Annotated in this window: 18 protein-coding genes; 8 read left to right on the forward strand and 10 right to left on the reverse strand. The window is 42.0% G+C overall.

All coding sequences use genetic code 11. The annotated features are described in order from the left end of the window. Positions 1 to 57: 57 nt before the first annotated feature. Positions 58 to 2,358, forward strand: coding sequence for a type IX secretion system anionic LPS delivery protein PorZ (porZ, locus tag BP74_RS08060; RefSeq protein WP_496372875.1), 2,301 nt, complete (start codon positions 58 to 60; stop codon positions 2,356 to 2,358). A gap of 40 nt (positions 2,359 to 2,398) precedes the next feature. Beyond that, positions 2,399 to 3,136, forward strand: a complete 738-nt coding sequence (gene recO, locus BP74_RS08065) for a DNA repair protein RecO (protein ID WP_496372877.1) — start codon at positions 2,399 to 2,401, stop codon at positions 3,134 to 3,136. 17 nt (positions 3,137 to 3,153) lie between these two features. Here recO and BP74_RS08070 read toward each other — a convergent pair whose 3' ends face one another. Further along, positions 3,154 to 4,344: an amidohydrolase family protein gene (locus BP74_RS08070; RefSeq protein WP_496372879.1), complete on the reverse strand. Its 1,191-nt coding sequence runs from the start codon at positions 4,342 to 4,344 to the stop codon at positions 3,154 to 3,156. A gap of 75 nt (positions 4,345 to 4,419) precedes the next feature. Here BP74_RS08070 and prfA point away from each other — a divergent pair, with 75 nt between their 5' ends. After that, positions 4,420 to 5,484 carry a peptide chain release factor 1 gene (prfA, locus tag BP74_RS08075; RefSeq protein WP_496372881.1) on the forward strand — a complete coding sequence of 355 codons (1,065 nt, stop codon included), beginning with the start codon at positions 4,420 to 4,422 and terminating at the stop codon, positions 5,482 to 5,484. 333 nt (positions 5,485 to 5,817) lie between these two features. Here prfA and BP74_RS08080 read toward each other — a convergent pair whose 3' ends face one another. The 6 genes from BP74_RS08080 to BP74_RS08105 form a co-directional block, all read right to left on the reverse strand. Then, positions 5,818 to 6,189: a VanZ family protein gene (locus BP74_RS08080; protein ID WP_496372883.1), complete on the reverse strand. Its 372-nt coding sequence runs from the start codon at positions 6,187 to 6,189 to the stop codon at positions 5,818 to 5,820. A 106-nt stretch (positions 6,190 to 6,295) separates the two neighbouring features. Then, on the reverse strand, positions 6,296 to 7,075 hold the full coding sequence (locus BP74_RS08085) for an anti-sigma factor (RefSeq protein ID WP_496372885.1): 780 nt from the start codon (positions 7,073 to 7,075) through the stop codon (positions 6,296 to 6,298). A 1-nt stretch (position 7,076) separates the two neighbouring features. Then, on the reverse strand, positions 7,077 to 7,601 hold the full coding sequence (locus BP74_RS08090; protein WP_496372887.1) for an RNA polymerase sigma factor: 525 nt from the start codon (positions 7,599 to 7,601) through the stop codon (positions 7,077 to 7,079). Positions 7,602 to 7,677: 76 nt separating this feature from the next. After that, entirely contained in the window at positions 7,678 to 8,055 is a 378-nt protein-coding gene (gcvH, locus tag BP74_RS08095) for a glycine cleavage system protein GcvH (protein WP_496372889.1), read from the reverse strand. Positions 8,056 to 8,128: 73 nt separating this feature from the next. Continuing rightward, entirely contained in the window at positions 8,129 to 8,839 is a 711-nt protein-coding gene (locus BP74_RS08100; RefSeq protein ID WP_496372891.1) for a peptidylprolyl isomerase, read from the reverse strand. Continuing rightward, positions 8,836 to 9,183 carry a hypothetical protein gene (locus BP74_RS08105; RefSeq protein ID WP_496372893.1) on the reverse strand — a complete coding sequence of 116 codons (348 nt, stop codon included), beginning with the start codon at positions 9,181 to 9,183 and terminating at the stop codon, positions 8,836 to 8,838. The genes BP74_RS08100 and BP74_RS08105 overlap by 4 nt, the downstream gene beginning before the upstream one ends. Positions 9,184 to 9,303: 120 nt before the next feature. Between BP74_RS08105 and serS the strand changes: the two genes are divergently transcribed. After that, positions 9,304 to 10,623, forward strand: a complete 1,320-nt coding sequence (serS, locus tag BP74_RS08110; protein WP_496372895.1) for a serine--tRNA ligase — start codon at positions 9,304 to 9,306, stop codon at positions 10,621 to 10,623. Positions 10,624 to 10,691: 68 nt separating this feature from the next. Continuing rightward, complete coding sequence (locus BP74_RS08115) at positions 10,692 to 11,033, forward strand: c-type cytochrome (RefSeq protein WP_496372897.1); 342 nt, start codon at positions 10,692 to 10,694, stop codon at positions 11,031 to 11,033. Between the two features lie 317 nt (positions 11,034 to 11,350). Here the strand turns inward: BP74_RS08115 and BP74_RS08120 are convergent, their stop codons facing one another. Then, a complete protein-coding gene (locus tag BP74_RS08120) occupies positions 11,351 to 12,433 on the reverse strand; it encodes an alkane 1-monooxygenase (protein WP_496372899.1) in 1,083 nt (360 codons plus the stop codon). Between the two features lie 93 nt (positions 12,434 to 12,526). Here BP74_RS08120 and BP74_RS08125 point away from each other — a divergent pair, with 93 nt between their 5' ends. Together BP74_RS08125 and BP74_RS08130 are read left to right on the forward strand one after the other, a co-directional pair. Then, positions 12,527 to 13,990, forward strand: a complete 1,464-nt coding sequence (locus BP74_RS08125) for a DUF1800 domain-containing protein (protein WP_496372901.1) — start codon at positions 12,527 to 12,529, stop codon at positions 13,988 to 13,990. A gap of 41 nt (positions 13,991 to 14,031) precedes the next feature. Further along, positions 14,032 to 15,231: a DUF1501 domain-containing protein gene (locus BP74_RS08130; RefSeq protein WP_496372903.1), complete on the forward strand. Its 1,200-nt coding sequence runs from the start codon at positions 14,032 to 14,034 to the stop codon at positions 15,229 to 15,231. A gap of 62 nt (positions 15,232 to 15,293) precedes the next feature. Here BP74_RS08130 and BP74_RS08135 read toward each other — a convergent pair whose 3' ends face one another. Both BP74_RS08135 and BP74_RS08140 read right to left on the reverse strand, forming a co-directional pair. Continuing rightward, positions 15,294 to 17,366, reverse strand: coding sequence for an OPT family oligopeptide transporter (locus tag BP74_RS08135; protein ID WP_496372905.1), 2,073 nt, complete (start codon positions 17,364 to 17,366; stop codon positions 15,294 to 15,296). Positions 17,367 to 17,456: 90 nt separating this feature from the next. Further along, positions 17,457 to 19,001: a peptide MFS transporter gene (locus BP74_RS08140; protein WP_496372907.1), complete on the reverse strand. Its 1,545-nt coding sequence runs from the start codon at positions 18,999 to 19,001 to the stop codon at positions 17,457 to 17,459. Between the two features lie 120 nt (positions 19,002 to 19,121). Between BP74_RS08140 and purD the strand changes: the two genes are divergently transcribed. Beyond that, the gene (gene purD / locus BP74_RS08145) at positions 19,122 to 20,426 is read left to right on the forward strand and encodes a phosphoribosylamine--glycine ligase (protein ID WP_496372909.1); all 1,305 of its coding nucleotides are present in this window, start codon (positions 19,122 to 19,124) and stop codon (positions 20,424 to 20,426) included. Positions 20,427 to 20,493 lie beyond the last annotated feature (67 nt).

Genomic DNA, 20,493 nt, shown 5'->3' on the forward strand with positions numbered 1-20,493 from the left:
TCATTATAACATCCATCTCAATCGATATTTTTCTTCTATTACACTTAGCTTTGAAAAGTGCATAGGATTCTTCTGGTTTTATTATTCATTTCGCAACATAGTATTGCCCAGCAACCACTTCCTTCCATAGGCATGTGGAGAGAACATCTTCCTTACCAGGGAACAATTGATGTGACTGCGTCAACCAATAAAGTATATGCAGCTACAGAGTATAGTTTGTTTAGCATAGATCGCCAAACGAATGAAATTACAAGACTGAGTAAAATTTCTGGTCTTAGTGAAACAGGAGTTTCAGTGATACAATATGATGAAATCGCCAACGAGCTATATGTAGGGTATTCTAACAGCAATATTGATATTATTGACGATAAAGGCATTCACAACATACCTGAACTAAAAAGAAAGGTGGTCACGGGTGATAAAAACATTTACCACATATATACTGATAAGCAGCTTGGATATATTTCCACGGGGCTTGGAGTTATAGTAGTGGATGGTGCAAAGTATGAGATCAGGGATTCATGGATCCTTGGCGAAAATGGTGGCCCCGTTAAAACCCATATGTTCACTATATCGAATGGAAATTATTACGCGGCTACCGAGGAAGGATTGAAAACCACTTCTGTTACTACCAGCAATCCTGCAAACTTTTCTTCTTGGGTCAATCTTTCAGGTACAAAAGGGCTTTCCGGATCCGCAGCAAAGGCTGTTTTGAATTTTAATAACACCATAGTGGTCCTTCAAAATGATACACTATTTATTGAAAAAGGACCGGGATTCGTGCCCTTTTTCTCCAATGGCTGGCCTGTTGCTTCTGTTAATGCATCCGCAAACAAACTGTTGATAAGTCAAATCAAACCAACAGGCGAGGCACGGGTTATTGCAATTGATGCCAATGGAACTATCGTCACTGAATTAAATCAACAAAATGTTATAGCCATGCCTGAAAACGCTATAGCTGTCAATGATGAATATTGGGTTGCTGACTTATACGGTGGACTTTCCAGGTGGACAAACGGAACCCCTACTGAGGTGTATAAATTAAATTCACCAGACAATATAGCCTCAGGACAACTAGTGGTTGATAATAACAATTTTTATGCGGCTGCAGGTGCGGTTAATGATTCATGGAACTATCAATACAACCCCAATGGTGTTTACCGGTTAAATAATGGTTTCTGGACATCCTTCAACAAATATCATAACAAAGCTCTCGACACGGTTCTTGATATCATTGCTATTGCACCAGATCAGCGTGACGGAACCTTATGGGCCGGATCTTTTGGTGGTGGCCTGGTTTACCTGGGAGACAACAATACCGTTAAGATCTATAAACAGGATAGTCCGCTCGAAGCTATGCCCGGCGATCCGGGTAGTTACAGGATATCCGGACTGGCTTTCGACCAGGATCATAATTTATGGATAAGCAATTTTGGCGCAAACCATCCTTTACATGTACTCAAAAATGATGGCACCTGGCAATCCTATACCATACCTTTAAACCTTAACCTGAATGCTGTCGGCAGGATCATAATAGATGATGCCTCTCAAAAATGGATACAGGCACCATTGGGCAATGGCTTATTGCTTTTTAATGATAATGGCACAATAGACAATACTTCAGATGACAAATGGAAATTGTATGGATCAGGAACCGGCTCAGGCAACCTGCCTTCTAATGATGTCACTTCCCTGGCAAAAGATAAAAATGGATTTATCTGGGTTGGCACAACCAATGGTATAGGGGTGATCCAATGTCCAACTGAGGCCTTTACTTCTGGTTGTGAAGCTATTTGGCCTGTAATCAAAGAAGGCGGCTTTGCCAATTACCTTTTCAAGGGCGAGGTGGTAAAAAGTATTGTGGTGGATGGTGCCGACAGAAAATGGATAGCAACCAGTACCGGGGCATGGCTGGTGAACACTGAAGGTGATAAAGTGTTGGTACATTTTACAGTAGAGAACAGTCCCTTGCTGAGCAACAATGTCGTTGAAATAGCTGTAGATGGAAAAACGGGTGAAGTTTTCTTTGCTACAGATAAAGGCATTTGCAGTTACAGGAGTGATGCTACAGAGGCGCAGCCAGAACAGGGAAATGTATTGGTTTTCCCAAACCCTGTACCACCAGGCTATAATGGACCTATAGCTATAAAAGGGTTACCGGAAAATAGCATTGCCAAAATCACAGAATTGAATGGCAGGCTGGTTTATCAAACCCGGAGTTTAGGAGGGCAGGCCATTTGGAATGGCAGGGATTATAAAGGCAGGAAAGTTGCCAGTGGCATTTATATTGTAATAGCTTCCGACGACCAGCAACAACAAAAAGCAGTTACAAGAATTGTATTTATCGGTAACGAATAAATGGTTTTACAAACAGGAAAGAAGCGTTACACATAAGGTTATGATCCAGACAACAAAAGGTATAATACTGCGCAGTGTCAAATATGGTGAAACAAGTCTTGTTGTCACTGTATTTACAGAAATGTTTGGATTGCAATCTTACATGGTTAATGGTGTACGAACAGCTTCAAAAAAAGGATCCTCCAAATCTGCCATGTTCCAACCATCGGCCATCCTTGAACTGGTTGCTTATCACAATGAATTTAAAAACCTGCAGCGTTTAAAGGAATACAAATGGGACCAGCTATACCAGCACATTTTTTCCGATGTCTGGAAGAATGCCGTAGCTGTCTTTATGATTGAATTACTCACGAAGGCTTTGAAAGAACCGGAGCCAAATCCGGATCTTTTTTATTTCACTGAAGACGCTTTACTTGCACTTGACAGGGCAACACCAACTGTAGCGGCGAACATGCCTTTATTCTTTGGCCTTCACCTGGCTGTATTTTTTGGTTTCCGTATCAGTGATGAATACTCTTCTACCCATCAATTCCTTGACCTGGAGGAAGGCAGGTTTGTTACTACCCAACCCCAACATGCCAACTACCTGGAAGGAAAGGAAGCAGAGGTGATCTCACAGCTTTTAAAGACCATGCAACCGGCAGACCTGGCAGAACTGCAATTAAATCATGAATTCCGCAGGAAACTGCTGCAGTGGGTCGAATTATTTTATGCCATTAATATCCAGGATTTTGGCAGTTTAAAAACCCTTCCTGTTTTAAGGGAACTTGCCAGGTAATTTGTATATGCCTGGATTCATATCAATCTTTGGATGGAAAGGTCATTTTCATTGATCAATATCACTCCCGGCTGCTTGCCTTTTTCAAAGCTGCCCAACTCTTTTTCCATCGTTAATGCTTTAGCGCCATTACTGGTTGCCCATTTCAATAATTCCTCTAATGGAATGTCCGGAAAATGTTTCCGTATTGTCCTGATCTCACTCATTATATCCAGTGCCCAATTGCTGGCCAGGCTATCTGTGCCCAATACAATATTGCAATGGTAGTTTCGAAGCAATGCTATAGGAGGCAATGCATCTTCTATGTATTGGTTGGCATTTATACAAAGGCAGAAATAAGTTGATGAATTCTCATATCTGTTTTCACTACTATCCTCTCTTTCCTGGTGGGATTTTATAACAAATTGTATATCATCTTCACCAGTAAATGTATTATGCACTAATAGCCGGTTCCTGGCGCCTTTTAACCAATGATAATAGCTTTGAAGGCTTGTTGCCCGGGTAGGTGAATGATGAGAATTATCAATATTCATTAACCGGTACATCCGGGTAAAATCGCCTCCTCCCGAAATGAAAAATTCATCTTCAAAGGCCGTTTCCTGGTTGTGAATACTGGCTACTTTGTTTTCGAACCAGGGCTGGATATTTTGCCAAAGTGCATCAGAAACCGAATAAGGTGCATGAGGAACGATAGCGTTTTTATTATTTGTTCCTGAAGATTCAAATTGTTCGTAAATAGACCTGGCTCTTTCAAAACGCATTCCGGACACGGATGGTGCCCATCCACTGGCTTCAATAAAATTATAGTACCTCATGCGGCCCTTTTTCTTTTGCACCAACGTATGCGTGTTATTACAAATATCTCCAACAGCAACAATCCCATTCCTGAGCATTTCATCTTCAGCATTGTTGATAGACCTAACAATTTCCTCTTCTGTATGAAAACGCTCTGTTACAACCTTAAAAACAAAATCCACTAACCCTGTCTTTTCCGGTATCAATCCACGCATATGGCTTAATTCAAGGTGACAGTGGCAATTTACCAGGCCTGGCGAGAGTATCCCTTTCCTTGTTTCTATGTCTTCGCCCGCCTGCTCCAGGGGTACAATTTCTTCAACGATTCCGCTATCATCCATCACCAGGACTTTCCCTTCCAGGTATTGGGATCCATCAAAGAGTTTATCGGCCTTTATCTTCCTGTAGTTCATCAGGGTTCTAAAATACACTGTTCTTAACGTTCTTATTCAAACCCTGCGACGTAATTTTGCCCCCCAATTTTTACCATGCTTGATAAACTGGAAGCTATAAAAGCAAGATTTGATGATTTAGGCGTTGCCCTTACCAATCCTGAGATTATTGGAGACAATAAAAAGTTTGGACAGCTATCCAAAGAATACCGTAGTCTTGAAAAAATAGTAACAGCTTATAACAATTACAGGAAGGTGTTGGATGATATAGAGTTTTACAGGGAAGCCCTGAATGGTTCGGACGAAGAAATGAGAGAATTGGCTAAGATGGAACTGCCCTCTTCAGAAGAGCAAAAAGAAAGCATGGAAAACAGCATCCGCCAGATGCTCATACCTAAAGATCCCCAGGATGATAAAAATTGTATTCTGGAAATCAGGGCCGGCACTGGTGGAGATGAAGCCAGTTTATTTGCCGGCGACCTGGTAAGGATGTACCTAAGGTATTGCGAGCGCCGGGGTTGGAAAACCGCACTATTATCAGAAAACGAAGGCACTGTAGGTGGCTATAAGGAAGTACAGATTGAAGTGGTGGGAGAAGAAGTTTATGGCACCCTGAAATTTGAAAGCGGTGTTCACAGGGTGCAGCGTGTACCTGACACTGAAGCCAGCGGAAGGGTACATACCAGTGCTGCCACTGTAGCCGTAATGCCCGAGGCTGAAGAAGTAGATTTTGAGCTAAAGGAAAGTGACCTGAAAATGGAAACAGCCCGGAGTGGTGGTGCAGGAGGCCAGAATGTTAACAAGGTTGAAACCAAGGTATTATTGACGCATATCCCTACCGGCACTGTGGTCGTGTGCCAGACAGAACGTACACAGCTGGGTAACAGGGAAAAGGCCACACAAATGATGCGTACCAAATTATACGAAGAACAGGTCCGTAAGCAGGAGGAAGAGATCGCCAGGCACCGTAAAAGTCTTGTAAGTTCCGGAGATCGCTCTGCTAAGATCAGGACATATAATTTCCCGCAGGGTCGCGTTACTGACCACCGTATTGGTCTTACATTGTATAATTTACAGGAAGTACTGGATGGAGGAATCCAGGAATTGATAGATGCACTTCAGTTTGCTGAAAATGCAGAAAAAATGGTCAAACAGGTATAAGTTGATCTTCCTTTGTAGATTTATTTTCCCGCAGATTTTCCAACTAAAAAGCTTCATGGAAGGGGTTTACCCTTAGTAGTTTGTCAGTGAAAAGTAAGGATTTTATGTAATTACCCTACTTATCACTACAAATTGGGTTTACCAGGCAAATTGGCACCATTTTTTCCTTTTACTTATTACCAATCGTTCTTTAATTGTTTTAAAAACCCTTAACAATTACCCGGAAACAATTGGCAACATATTTGCGTTTAATAATTTAGTTCTTCTCACATAAAGCAGTCAATTTTCTCATAAGCAGTTAGTTTTGGTTGCGACCCCTGTTTCTACAGGGGTTTATTTTTTTCTATTCGTCCTTAACCAAACTATTAACCCAACAATACTTCCTATTGCATCAGCAACAACATCATACAGATCAAATGACCTGTTAGGGATCCATGTTTTCTGTACAAACTCAACTGCTAATCCATATAGTATTGCTATGGCTATAACTATCCAGCTATAGGAGGGTAAGCCTAAGTCAAAAGCTGAAGCCCACAGGAAAACCAACACACTAAATAATCCAATATGCACCCATTTATCCAATTGAATATCAGCAAACCAGTTTTGTTCAGGTAGGGCTGAGCCTGGTATCACAAATAGAATACACATCAGGAGTAACCAACCTATCGCTAATACCTTTGATTTCAGCCAATTTGCCTGGAACATTTTTTTGCGTGCAATCTAATCAAGGATCTTTGAAAATACCAGATCAATAAAAGCCTGGCTGGAAATATTAAAGAATTTCAAAAGGCTTAAAAACAAGCGTAATGCATTATAACTTGCTCAGAACTAGTGGAGCGCTTGTGGGTGTGGAACTGCCACCTTTAGGTTCCAGTGTTATTGCGAAGGCCTGTGCATTCTGTACATTTTTCATACGGTATAGTAAACGATCCTGCCTGGCTTCTACCATTCCCAGGTCAATTGGCTTATTATCTAATAAGGCCCATAACTGGTATTGTTTATCCGAAGCAGGCTTGGGAAGGTTATTTACCATCAGGTACACATCTTTACTTGTGGTATCCCAATAAATAGTGGCATAGACCATTGGATTGGAAACGTTTTGCATGGAAGCCATTTTCACATCAGGCTTCTGCATGATGGAAGCTTCTTCTTTCATCGCATTTAGTTCCTTTTCTGTCCTGCTAAGCTGCTGTTGCAATGCAACACGTTCACTTTCCAGCCGCCTGGCGTTTTGAGAACTTTTTACTGCCCAGAATGCTGAACCTGCCAACAATATAAAAGAAGCTGCAGCCACCCATTTCCATATGGAAATGGTGCGGGGACTGGTTTCCATACTGACTTCCCTACCCGTCTGAACATCCTCGTCATGTATAAATATCTTGCTGGCAATACTTTGCTTGATATGGGAGGGAACAGCTACTGTATTTGTATTAAGCTCCTGTTCCAGCGCCAATTCAAATTCATTCCTGGCAGCAGCTATTTCAGGATACTGTGCACAAAGCTTTTCAAATTCCTGGCTCTCCTGCTCGGTACCAAGACCAAGAACATAGCTTTCTATAATGCCACTTGATATGTATTCCTTAATATTCACTCTAAGACAGTAATGATCTCAATTGTGTTAATGCTGTTCTGATTCTTGTTTTCACTGTTCCTAACGGCATATCCAGGGCCTTGGCAATTTGTTCATGCGTAAAGCCCTGGAAATAAGACAGGTCTATTAACTGTCTCTGCTCATCTTTCAGTTTCAAAATTATTTTCTTTAATCCAAAATCATCTACCCGGGGAGACACGCTCAGAGGCAGCGAATCGTTGTTAGGTATAGCTACCTGTTTTTGCGCTTGCTGCATGCCTTTCGATCTCATTTTATCAATGGCCGCATTACGGGCGATATTCAACATCCACGTAAAGAGTCTTCCCTTGTTTTCATCATAAGATTCTATCCTGCGCCAGATATTGACAAAGGTTTCCTGCAATACATCATTTCCCAGTTCACTGTCACCCACAACCTGGCAGATAATTCCATATAAAGCACCGGAATAATGGTCATACAAATAACTAAAGGCCTGTTCATCCTTATGGCGTAAAGAAGCAATAAGCTCCTGCTCCCCATATGTCATTTTGATGCCCAATAGTTGGTGATATGCAATAATTAAATCTGGATAATATACGAAAGAAGCTTATGATTGGATTTGCTTATCCAACAACTCCCTGGTATGCAGCAGCATCCATCAAATTGTTGACATCAGCAGCGCTGTTCACTTTCATTTTCACCATCCAACCTTCACCATAAGGATCAGTATTTACCAACTCGGGGTTAGAATTAAGCTTTGGGTTGATTTCTGTAATGCTGCCATCTACAGGTAAATACAGGTCAGAAACGGTTTTCACCGCTTCCACGGTACCGAATACATCACCATTTTTCAATTCCTGTCCAAGTGTTTCTATTTCCACATATACAATATCGCCCAATTCATGCTGGGCAAAATCTGTAATGCCAATAGTTGCCACATCACCTTCCAGGCGGATCCATTCATGTTCCTTTGTATAGCGTAAGCTTTCTGGGAAATTCATACCTATGATTTAAGATTAATCCTGCAATATTAAACCTAAGATCAAAAGAATTAAAAATAATTATAGGCTATAATCATTTTTTACGTTTCACCAATGTGGCCTTTATGATCCTGATATCCTGTAATGGCCGGTCTTTATCCGGGCCTTTGCTTGTTGCAGTGTTTGCAATGGCATCTACCACATCCAGGCCCTTTACCACTTCCCCAAATACGGTATAGTTCTGATCCAATTGAGGGGTGCCGCCGGTTGTCTTATACACTTCCCTATGTGCTTCGGGAAGTTTACGGCCTTTAAGTCTTACAATTTCTATCGAGTCCAGTTCCTTATCTGTAAACTGCCGGCCCTGCACAATATAAAACTGGCTGGCACTGCTTTGCTTTTCAGGGTTTACATCATCACCTGTTCTTGCGGCAGCCAGCACTCCCTTTTTATGAAACAGGGAAGGCCGGAATTCAGCAGGAATCAAGTACCCGGGCCCACCATTACCCAGGGGTTGTCCGGCAACGGCTCTTTTGCTTTCGGGATCACCTGATTGAATCATGAAATTTTTGATCACCCGGTGAAACAACATACTGTCATAATAATGTGCCTTTACCAGCTTCAGGAAGTTATCCCGATGCAATGGAGTGGAATCATACAATCGAAGTACAATATTCCCTGCAGTTGTAAACAGTTCAACGTCTCTTTTACGGTCCTTGCGTTTAAGCTTTACATCAGGCTGACCAACTACATAGGTGACAAATAAAGAAATGAAAACAAATATTAACCCTGTCCTTCTTTTCATAAGCCGCCATTATTTTGAAAATATAAAAGGATATGGTCTTTCAAAAAATTTTCCTGTTCGTGTGGCAGCATATCCGGCATTGGCCTTAATTGATTAAAATGAGGCCAGCCTTCCTCGTCCACCTTGGAAAGTTCATAGTATCCACTGGGACCAAGTATGGTACATATAGCTATATGCATCAGGTCCTGCTTTTGTTCTTTGGTAAAGTTCTTCCTCACATCACCCAGTTCCTGTATTCCTATTAAAAACAATATGCTTTCCACGTCAGGCTTTTTTTCGAAGCGCTCCATTAACTTTTCCTCCAGTTTCCACCACCTGGCCTGCAGGTCATCGTTTATATTCATAGTTGCAAATATCGTAAAGTGCGTGGTAGTTAAGGTTTCGGAAATTATATCCTGATTTGTTTTTTTGCCTTGTCGAATAGACCCGGATCATCAGGTCAATTCAATTGTAAGATCAACCAAATGGCAATTCCCCGCCGCGGTTACTTATTTTTGCGGCAAATAAGACCTGGTATGCTGCAACTGGCAACATTAAGAAACAATACGGAACTGGTAAAAGAGCGTTTAGCCATAAAGAATTTTAAAGAGATCAACCTGGTAGATGAGATCATTGCACTGGATGATCAACGCAGGAAATTAACTTTTGGCTTTGATGAAACAAAGGCAAAGATCAATGCTGCTTCCAAAGACATAGGTCAATTTATGAGTAAGGGACAAAAAGAAGAAGCAGCATCCCGAAAGAAAGAAGTGGAGGCTTATAAAAATGAATTGAATCCAATCCAGGAAAACCTGGAAGCCGTGGAAAAACAACTCAATGAACTTTTAATCCGCCTTCCAAACCTTCCTTCCGACAAGGTGCCGAGAGGAAAAACTCCGGAGGATAATGAGATCGTAAGAACCGGGGGAACAAAACCAGAGCTCTATAAAGGAGCAGTACCGCATTGGGACCTTGCAAAAAAATATGACCTGATAGATTTTGAATTAGGCAATAAGATTACAGGCAGTGGTTTTCCCTTTTACAAAGGAAAGGGTGCCAAACTGCAAAGAGCCCTGATCCAGTATTTCCTGGAATACAATACACAGGCAGGTTACACTGAATATATGCCACCACTGATGGTAAATGAGGCTTCGGCTTATGGCACAGGCCAACTTCCTGACAAAGAAGGGCAAATGTATCATGTGACAGTGGACAACCTGTACCTGATACCTACAGCAGAAGTACCAGTGACAAATATTTACAGGGATGTGATACTGAAAGAATCGGAATTGCCTGTAAAAATGACGGCATATACCCCTTGTTTCAGAAGAGAAGCCGGCAGCTACGGTAAGGATGTTCGTGGACTGAACCGCCTGCACCAGTTTGATAAAGTGGAGGTAGTGCAACTCGTACATCCCGACATGAGTTATGATACTCTGGAAGAAATGGTAAGTCATGTTGAAAAACTCATACAATCATTAGGGCTTCCCTACCGCATATTACGTTTATGTGGAGGCGATATGAGCTTTACTTCGGCGCTTACGTACGATTTTGAGGTATATAGTGCAGCCCAGGATAAATGGCTTGAGGTAAGCTCTGTATCAAATTTTGAAGGTTACCAGACCAACAGGATGAAAATAAGGTATAAAGATGCCAATGGTAAAAGCCAGCTGGTGCATTCTTTAAATGGAAGTTCTCTTGCATTACCAAGGATCCTTGCTGCACTGCTGGAGAATAACCAGGATGAAAACGGAATTAAACTACCAGTGGCACTCCAGGGCTATTTTGGAGGTGAAATGATTTAACATCTGTTAACGTTACCATTTTTGTATTTTCATCAACAGCCCTTAGTTTTAAGCTATAAACGAAAATCATGAAGAAAGCCATTACAATTATCACCTTTTCCTTACTGGTATTTGCCTGTAGCAGGAAGACAGTATCTACTTCCAGTACAGTTCCGGCAACTACTACCAGTTCCTCAACTACTGAAGCTTCTCCTGAATCTACCAGCGTGTCTGCTCATGCCTTACTGGTGGAGCAGGGCAAAAACATTTATACAACCAAATGCTCCAAATGTCATGCTACTAAAGATGTAACTGCCTACACAACAACTAGATGGGATGGTATATTACAAAAAATGATACCAAAGGCCAAGTTGAATGAAACAGAAGCACAACAAGTAACAGCATACGTAATGGAATACGCGAGCAAATAAAACCTATCGATTTATAATAAGAAGCCCTCTTTATTTTTCAAATAAAGGGGGCTTCTTTTTGTGTGTATAATCAAGCAACTTCCTGTCGATTTACGTTATATCAACTGCTACCTTCCTTCCTGGCTGCAGCTATGTAAACCCGTTGTATCCCCGTACTAACCCCGTTGTATCCCCGTTCTTTCCCTGTGGGCATACGGGCATACTACGAGGATACAACGGATATGTTACGGGGAAAGCATGAAGTATCTATATAGCAGGTAAGAAGAAGATTGGAAGTAGTAGGCGTGAAACCTGGACTAATAATTACATTGATAGAATCAGGCAGTCATTGGTGCATTTAGTATATCGCTATTTAATTTTCCCTGCAGAGCCCTTACACGCCTGTTCATTATAAAAAACCATGCGGGTGGCAATAATGCCAGTATCATCATTCCCGGGTACCCGGTGGGCATTTGTGGAGAACCTTCATGATGGCGTAGCACCTGGTACTTGCGGGAAGCAAGATAATGGTGGTCGCTATGCCTGCTTAGCTCAAATAACATTACACGCCCTATGACATGGTTACTGTTCCAGCTATGTTCAGGCATGGCCCGTTCATATTTGCCCTCACCTATTGCCTTCCTTACCAGGCCGTAATGCTCTATATAATTCACGGTTTCCAATAATAGTATTCCATTCATTGCAGCAACAATAAATAATAAGGTGGGGAACCATCCAAATATGATCAGGATCAAAACAATAAATAACAATTGGATCAATTGGTACAACAACATTTCATTGTGTAAAGAAAATATTGAATAACCTTTCTTTTGAGTATCCCTGTTTGCTATTTTCCAGGCACTGGCATAACTATAAAATATTGTCCTGAAAAAGAAGGCATAAACCATCTCACCAAACCTTGCAGAACTTGGATCCCCGGGAGTTGCAACATTTTTATGATGCCCTTTATTATGCTCTATAAAAAAATGCATATACAGAGAGGAAAGTAATAACAGGCGTGCAAGGAATTGTTCAAATGGATTCACGCGGTGCCCAAGTTCATGCCCTACATTGATGCCAAAAGTTCCGCATAAAAGACCCATCACCAATACTTTTCCCGCTATATCTACTGTCGGTTGAGGAGTAATTTTTACTGAAAACAGGAAACAAGCCAACGCAATGTATTGGAGGGGCACAATAACATACAATAAGATATCATATACCTTATCTTTCCTTACAAGTTCTTCCTCTGCCTGCGACAGATTAGTATTATCTGGTTTAAGGAATAATTCCAGTAAGGGAATGAAAGCCCAGGTATATAATAAAGGAAGCCAAATGATCCATCCATGCGAAAAGAAAGAAACCAATGCACCTGCATAGATCAGGAATGGAGAAGCATATTTATAACTTCTGAAACCCATGGTTACCAAATGTAAAAAATATGCATGGCTTAGTATTATATTTCCGTTTATTAAACTTACCACTAATTTAAAAGTCACATTCCAAACCCGTTTATGGCTTCCACCCAGCTAAAGAATCAGCACCTGATGTGGCGTGCAGGCTTCGGACCCGCCGCCAGCCAGGTAGATCAATTAAGGTCAATTACCCCATCGATGCTTTACAAAGCACTTCAAAAAGCCTCCAGCAAAAAACCGGAATATATAGATGTCGCCAATGATTATTTGAAAGGCTTGTTCATGGGCGCAGGTGAGATAGGCCGGCAGGAAAAAAAGAAGGAATTGGAAGCTGTTGACCGAAAGAAAGTAAGAGAACAAAACCGTGACGACCTGAAAAGCCTTAATCTTTACTGGCTCAATGAAATGGTTCAATCTGAAGCACAACTAAGGGAAAAGTTGGCGTTCTTCTGGCATGGCCATTTTGCTTCGCGCAACATCAATATCTTTTTCCAACAGCAATTACTGGATATCATCCGCCAGAATGCACTGGGCAATTTTCGCACGTTGTTGTTTGAAGTTTCTAAGTCGGGAGCTATACTCAACTTCTTAAATGCCCAGCAAAATAAAAAGGACCACCCAAATGAAAATTTTGCCAGGGAGGTAATGGAACTATTTACAATGGGAAGGGGACATTATACAGAACAGGATGTAAAAGAAGCAGCAAGAGCATTTACGGGTTGGGGCGCAACAGCCAAAGGGGAATTCGCCTTCCGAAAGTTTCAGCACGACAATGGTGCAAAATCATTATTCGGGAAGACAGGAAACTTTGAAGGGGAAGATGTGCTGGACATGTTATTGGATCAAAAGCAAACCGCCCGGTTCATTACGGAAAAGATCTACCGGTTCTTCGTGAACGACATAGTTGACAAGGAAAAAACAAACTGGCTTTCGGATAGGTTTTATCAAAATGATTATGATATATCCAAACTGTTGGAAGATATATTTACCAGCGATTGGTTCTATGATGATAAAAACATTGGAGTTAAAATTAAATCTCCCATTGAACTGCTGGCAGGTATTCAACGCATTTTACCAATGCAATTGGAAAATGAAGAATCACTCCTGGTCCTTCAAAGATTGCTAGGGCAATTATTATTTTATCCACCCAATGTGGCAGGCTGGCCAGGCGGAAAGACCTGGATTGATAGTTCAACTTTAATGTTGAGACTAAGGATCCCTCAATTGATCAATGAAAGGGATGATCTAAATGTAAACCCCAAAATTGATGACGATCAAATGATGGGTAAGGAAGACCAGGAAACAGGAAAGAACAAACAAATGAGAATGGGTAAGGGCAACAAACCTATCTATGCCGAAATAGAATGGACACCCTATTTTAAAATTTTTGAATCTATCCCCAGGGAATCTTTAATGCAAAATATAGCAGGTGTGGTATTGCAATCAGGCATGCAGGTTCCTGCTGAATTGATCAAAAATTATACTGACACCGCCAGCAGGGAGAATTTCTTAAAGACTGCCACCCTTCAGTTAATGAGTATCCCGGAATACCAGATGTGTTAGCCTGATCATACCCAAAACAGTGACCTAAAAAGATCAACAAAATGATTATCAAACGAAGAGAATTTTTACAAACAGGCTCCCTGGCTACGGCTACGTTTTTCCTGCCTAAATTTCTAAAAGCCTTTGAGCAACCCGGCACTGTGCCACCGGGCAATAAAGTGGTGGTTGTTCTGCAGTTAAGTGGAGGTAATGATGGACTGAACACTGTAATACCTGTACGCAATGATATTTATTACAAAAGCCGTCCACGACTTGGCATTGAAAAAAGCAACACCCTTTCAATAACAGATGAAATAGGCTTGCATCCTGCATTAAATTGTTTTGCAGACGCATTTCATGATGGTTCATTGGGCATATTAAATAGTGTTGGATATCCAAACCCCGACCGCTCCCATTTCCGGAGTATGGATATCTGGCAGACAGGCAGCACTAGCAATGAATACTTTAATTCAGGCTGGATAGGCCGTTATCTGGATGCGCAATGCAGTGGTTGTGACCGGCCCACCCAGGCTTTGGAAGTGGATGATGTACTGAGCCTGGCGCTTAAGGGTGCCAACATGAATGGCCTTGCCTGCAAGGATCCAAGACGGTTGTTTGGAACAGCCAATGAAAAGTTCTTTAAGGAAGTAGCTAAAACACATGTTGATCATCATGATGAAAAACCTGTAGAGTATTTATACAAGACGATGGCAGAAACAATATCCTCTGCAGATTATATATTTAAGCAATCAAGACTACACCCTACAACCGCCAACTATCCAAACACTGAATTAGGCAAAAATCTCAAGACCATCGCATCCCTGATATTCTCTGATATCAATACCAGTGTTTATTATGTTTCATTAAGTAGCTTTGATACACATGTCAACCAACAGGCGCAACAACAAAGATTATTTAAGGAAATGAATGATGCTGTTGGAGCATTTATCAGTGACCTTAAAGCCGCTAACCGCTTCAATGATGTTTTGTTCTTTACATTCTCTGAATTTGGAAGAAGGGTTTCACAAAATGCAAGTGGGGGTACTGATCATGGTACTGCAAACAATATGTTCCTGTTGAGTGGGGGATTGAAACAGGCAGGTATACTCAATGCCATTCCCAACCTGGATGAACTTGATGAAGGAGATCTCAAGTACCAGGTTGATTTCAAAAATGTGTATGCCACTGTATTAAGCAAATGGCTGGGTGCAGATGATCAGAAAATTCTAAGCAAACGATATGACCATCTTTCATTCATATAAACATATTAAAAAGGCCTCACCATCAAGTGAGGCCTTTTTATGATCAGTTAGAGAAATAATATTTATACCTCAGTTTTCCTTTTGCCGATGGCAATCCTGTATAATGTAAATGCCATAAAGCCAAAGAAAGCTACGCCAAGCCATTTATAACCCTGCTCACCTATCATAGCTGTCAAACCATGTTCCGCATTTACCTTTTGCAAACCCGCATTGGAGCTTTCAAATGCCGAAAGGAAGGCCACAATAACCCCGGCAAGCGCTCCTCCTGCTACCAATCCCGTGGCAAATAGGTTTCCTCTGCCAAGGTCTTCTTCTTCAGGAGCAACTGTAATACCTTTTCTCTTTTCCCTCATTTCTACTATACCCCTGATGGCACCTCCAATGAATATAGGAAGTGTAGTTGACAAAGGCAGGTATGTACCAACTGCAAAGGACAGCGATTTGATACCACATAATTCAAGTGTAACAGCGATGAACACCCCTACCAGCACAAACTGCCAGTCAAGGTTAAACGATAATATCCCTTTGATTAAAGTTGCCATTAAGGTGCCCTGTGGTGCAGGGTAACGGTCTGTGCCAATAGCATGTTTGATGCCCTGCGCAGCCATTTCAACTGTAGGCGTATCAAGAATTTTCACTGTAGCCCCGATAGCTATTGATGATACTATAGCTCCAATAAAAAGAGCGATCTGCTGGTTTCTTGGAGTGGCACCCACTATATACCCTGTTTTCAAATCCTGCGAGGTTGCTCCCGCATTGGCGGCGGCTATGCAGATCATACCTCCAACTATCAGGGCCATGGGTTCGTAAAAATAGCCAGTCCATTTTACTGCAATAAATATCAGGCAGGTACCCATTAAAGTTGCAATCGTCATCCCTGAAATAGGATTATTGGATGATCCGATCAATCCAACGATACGGGAGGAAACAGTTACGAAGAAGGCGCCAAAAATGATCACCAGGATCCCTAATAAAAGTTTGCTACCGATATTCTGACCGGGTATCAATGTGGATGGCATCAAAGCCACACAAAGAATTAAAATGATACTTCCAATGCCTACTACCTTGATGGAAAGGTCTCTTTCCGTACGGGGTACATCTTGTTTCACCGCGCCTTCTACACCTGTTTTTTTCAGGGAGCCAATACTTCCTTTAAAAGATGAAATGATAGTAGGGATGGTTTTTATCAATGTGATAAAACCTCCGGCAGCTACAGCGCCTGCACCTATCTGTCTTACATAGGCCCTGTAAATAGCATCGGACCAGTCAGCGAAATTATGCGTAACCGGATCCCATCCCCCTGTACCACCAGGCTTGGATAGATCAGTGAGGTAACCGAGTTTATGTAATTGTGCAGCTACTACATCGGCGGGAACCAGGGATGATAACAAGGGTATAAAAGCAAACCAGCTCAATACACCACCGGCCACCAACACCCCTGCGATGCGGGGACCTATAATATATCCTACACCCAGGTATTCAGGAGTAATCTCCCCGCTTAACCTGGCCGAGGGAAAGAACTTCTGTGCCTGGGTGGTGGCAAACCTGGGCACTTCTGCAATGACATGAAATATTTTTTGAAGGGCCGCATAGGCGGCTGCAAAACCTAAACCCATGAATGCTGTCTTGGCAAAATCGCCACCCTTTTCTCCTGCTTTTAATACAGAAGCGCAGGCAGTACCTTCCGGATAGGGAAGCACACCATGTTCCTCAACGATCAATGACCTCCTTAATGGAATCATCATGAGGGTACCGAGCATGCCACCAAAGATGGCCAGGATCAGGATGGTGAAATAATTGAAATAGTTGGCACTGGAAGATTCACTGAGGAATAAAAATCCGGGTAAGGTAAACACCACACCAGCAGCGATGCTTTCCCCAGCAGAACCAGTGGTTTGAATGATGTTGTTCTCAAGGATGGTTGTCTTTAAAAACTTCCGCCCCAGCGTGATCGCAATAACCGCAATCGGTATGGAGGCTGAAACGGTGAGACCGGCTTTTAATGCGAGGTAAACGGTGGCAGCTCCGAAGATGATCCCAAATGCAGCACCAGTTAGTATTGACTTAACGGTGAATTCAGCCATTCTTGCTTCAGGTGGAACAAATGGTCGAAACTTCTTTTGCGATTCAGCCATAGCGATTGTTTTGGTTTATGGATAAATGTAGGCATAAAATAAAAAAGGTGATACCTGTCGGTATCACCTTTATACAAAAAGTTACGAAAATCATATCTCGGCGTGCATCATTTTCTTTAATTGCTTTGAAAGAATAAATAGAATGATGGAGGCAATACCAGCCATGAACACAAATAGCATAAAGAAGTCATACATGTTGTTCATTTGGTAACCAAGGAAAGAAGTTGTTTTTCCTTCAGAAGGATACAATGCACTTAACACTCCAGCCAGTTTATTAGCCGCTGCGTTAGCCAGGAACCATACAGCCATCAAAAGGGAAGCAAACTTCAAAGGAGCAAGTTTGTTCACCAATGAAAGACCAATAGGCGACAAGCTTAACTCTCCCCATGTATGTAAGGCATACATCCCTGTCAACCAGATCATGCTAACCTTAACGCCGGGCGCCACATCCTTTACACCAAACGCTATCCATAAATATCCCAGTGCCAGCAGGAAGAGACCCAATGCCATCTTAGTTGGGGCAGAAGGCTCTCTTTTTCCCATCTTCAACCATAGCCAGGCGAAGACTGGAGCAAATATGATCACAAAGATGGAGTTGAGGGACTGGAACAAACTAGCTGGAACAACAGCCCATCCAAGGTCTCTTTGTGTTTGCCTGTCAGCAAAGAAAGTAAGTGATGCCCCAGCTTGTTCAAAGGCCGACCAGAAAAATATCACGAAGAAGGCCACGATAAAGATGACGCCAATGCGCTGCTTTTCCTCCCTCTTCAAAGATTTGTCAGAGAAAAGGATGAAAGCAATAAACAGTACGGCGCCTAACAACAGGTAAGATAGAAAGCTAAATACATTGGAATCGACATATAATACACCAATAGCCACACCTGCGAAAACCATAAGGCCAATGATCATAAACAGGGGATTTAACCATTGCTTTGAGGTAGTAGCAGGCGTATCACCCAAAGGTTCGCCATTGGGAGAACGCACATATTTATCCTGATATAGCTTTTGAACTAAAACGCTTATCAGCATACCAATACCTGCTATGAGGAAAGCCCATTTAAAATCAGCAGGGTTACCTGTATCTCCGAATATCCCGCAAATAAAAGGACCTAACGCTCCACCTACATTGATACCCATATAAAATATGGTGTAGGCTGCGTCTATCCTTCTATCGCCTTTTGGATACAACTGGCCAACGAGGGAAGAAATATTAGGTTTAAAGAATCCATTACCAGCGATCATAAAGCCAAGGCCTGAGAAGAAGAGAATCGTTGACAAGGAAGGTGAACTGGCATATACGGAACCACAAAAGAACAAAAGGAATTCACCAATTGCCATCAATAGACCCCCAACGATAATGGAACGCTTATTTCCCCAATAGCGATCAGCAATATATCCACCGATCAGTGGGGTTAGGTAAACAAGTCCTGTATAGCTACCATACAGGTTGGAAGCAAATGCATCGCTGAATAACAAGGCTTTAGTCATGAACAGGACAAGGATGGCCCGCATCCCGTAGTAGTTAAACCGTTCCCACATTTCAGTGGCAAATAACACATATAGTCCTTTGGGATGCCCCTTTGTCGAAGTCGATGGCTCGACCCTAATTTCATCAGACGCTTTGATCTCTGGCATAGATTAATTATTAATAAAAAAAACGAGGGTTTGATTATACGAGGCTCAAAATAAACAAAATCTATAACGCAAACATAATTGGTTTCCCGTTTAACAATTGTACCGATATTCGCACCCATCATGAATATCTTACTACTTGGCTCTGGTGGAAGAGAACATGCACTGGCCTGGAAACTGAAGCAAAGCAGTTTATGCTCCACATTGTTCATTGCTCCAGGCAATGCAGGAACTGCCCAATGCGGGATCAATTTACCATTTTCGGCTACCGACTTTGAAGCCATTAAAGCTTGTTGCACCGAGCACTATATTGATATGGTCATCGTAGGTCCGGAAGAGCCATTGGTAAAGGGTATTGTTGATTACCTGGTGGAAGAATCAGGGCTGAACCTATTGATCATCGGGCCTTCAAAAGAGGCGGCCCAACTGGAAGGAAGCAAGGCATATGCAAAGGCATTCATGGAAAGTCATGGCATTCCAACGGCTGCCTATAAAGAATTCACTGCAGAAAACTTCGAAGAAGGCATTGATTATCTCAAACAACATCCATTACCGATTGTGCTCAAGGCAGATGGCCTCGCTGCGGGCAAAGGAGTGATCATCTGTCAAAACCATGTGGAAGCTGTGTCTGAATTTGAATTAATGATCCAGCGTTCAAAATTTGGTGAAGCGGGAAAACGCGTAGTGGTTGAAGAATTTTTAAAAGGGATCGAACTGTCAGTTTTTGTACTGACAGATGGAAAAGAATATATTTTATTACCGGAAGCAAAGGATTATAAGCGCATAGGGGAAGGTGATACCGGATTGAACACAGGAGGCATGGGCGCCATTAGCCCTGTCCCGTTTGCAGATGAACCCTTTATGAAAAAGGTGATCGAAAGAGTAGTTCAACCCACCATAAACGGCCTGTACAAAGATGGTTTGGACTATAAAGGTTTTGTTTTTATTGGATTGATGAAAGTTGGCGACGATCCCTTTGTTATAGAATACAATTGCCGAATGGGCGATCCTGAAACAGAGGTGGTCATACCAAGGATCAAAAATGACCTGGTAGAATTGCTGACGGCGGCGGCACACAGTCAATTGCAGAACGTAATTCTTCAACAGGATGAAAGATTTGCCACAACCATTGTAGCCGTTAGTGGTGGCTACCCGGAAGATTATCAAAAAGGACTGAAAATAGAAGGGCTGGATACGGTGATCAGCGATACCATTTTATTTCATTCAGGCACCAATGATGTTGATGGAACAATCGTTACCAATGGTGGCAGGGTTCTATGTGCTACAGCATTGGCAGAACAATTAGAAGATGCGATCAATAAATCAAGAGAATTGGTTGAGGCCATTGAATTTACTGATAAATACTACAGGCGCGATATAGGCTTTGAATTTCTTGATACCACATCAGAAAGCTACCAGGACGAATAGTGAAAGTTAAGCTCCACATCAACTGGTTTATTTTATCCGTAATAATTAACCCGCACAAACTTGCTAT

The organism is Flavisolibacter ginsengiterrae DSM 18136 (assembly GCF_059568575.1).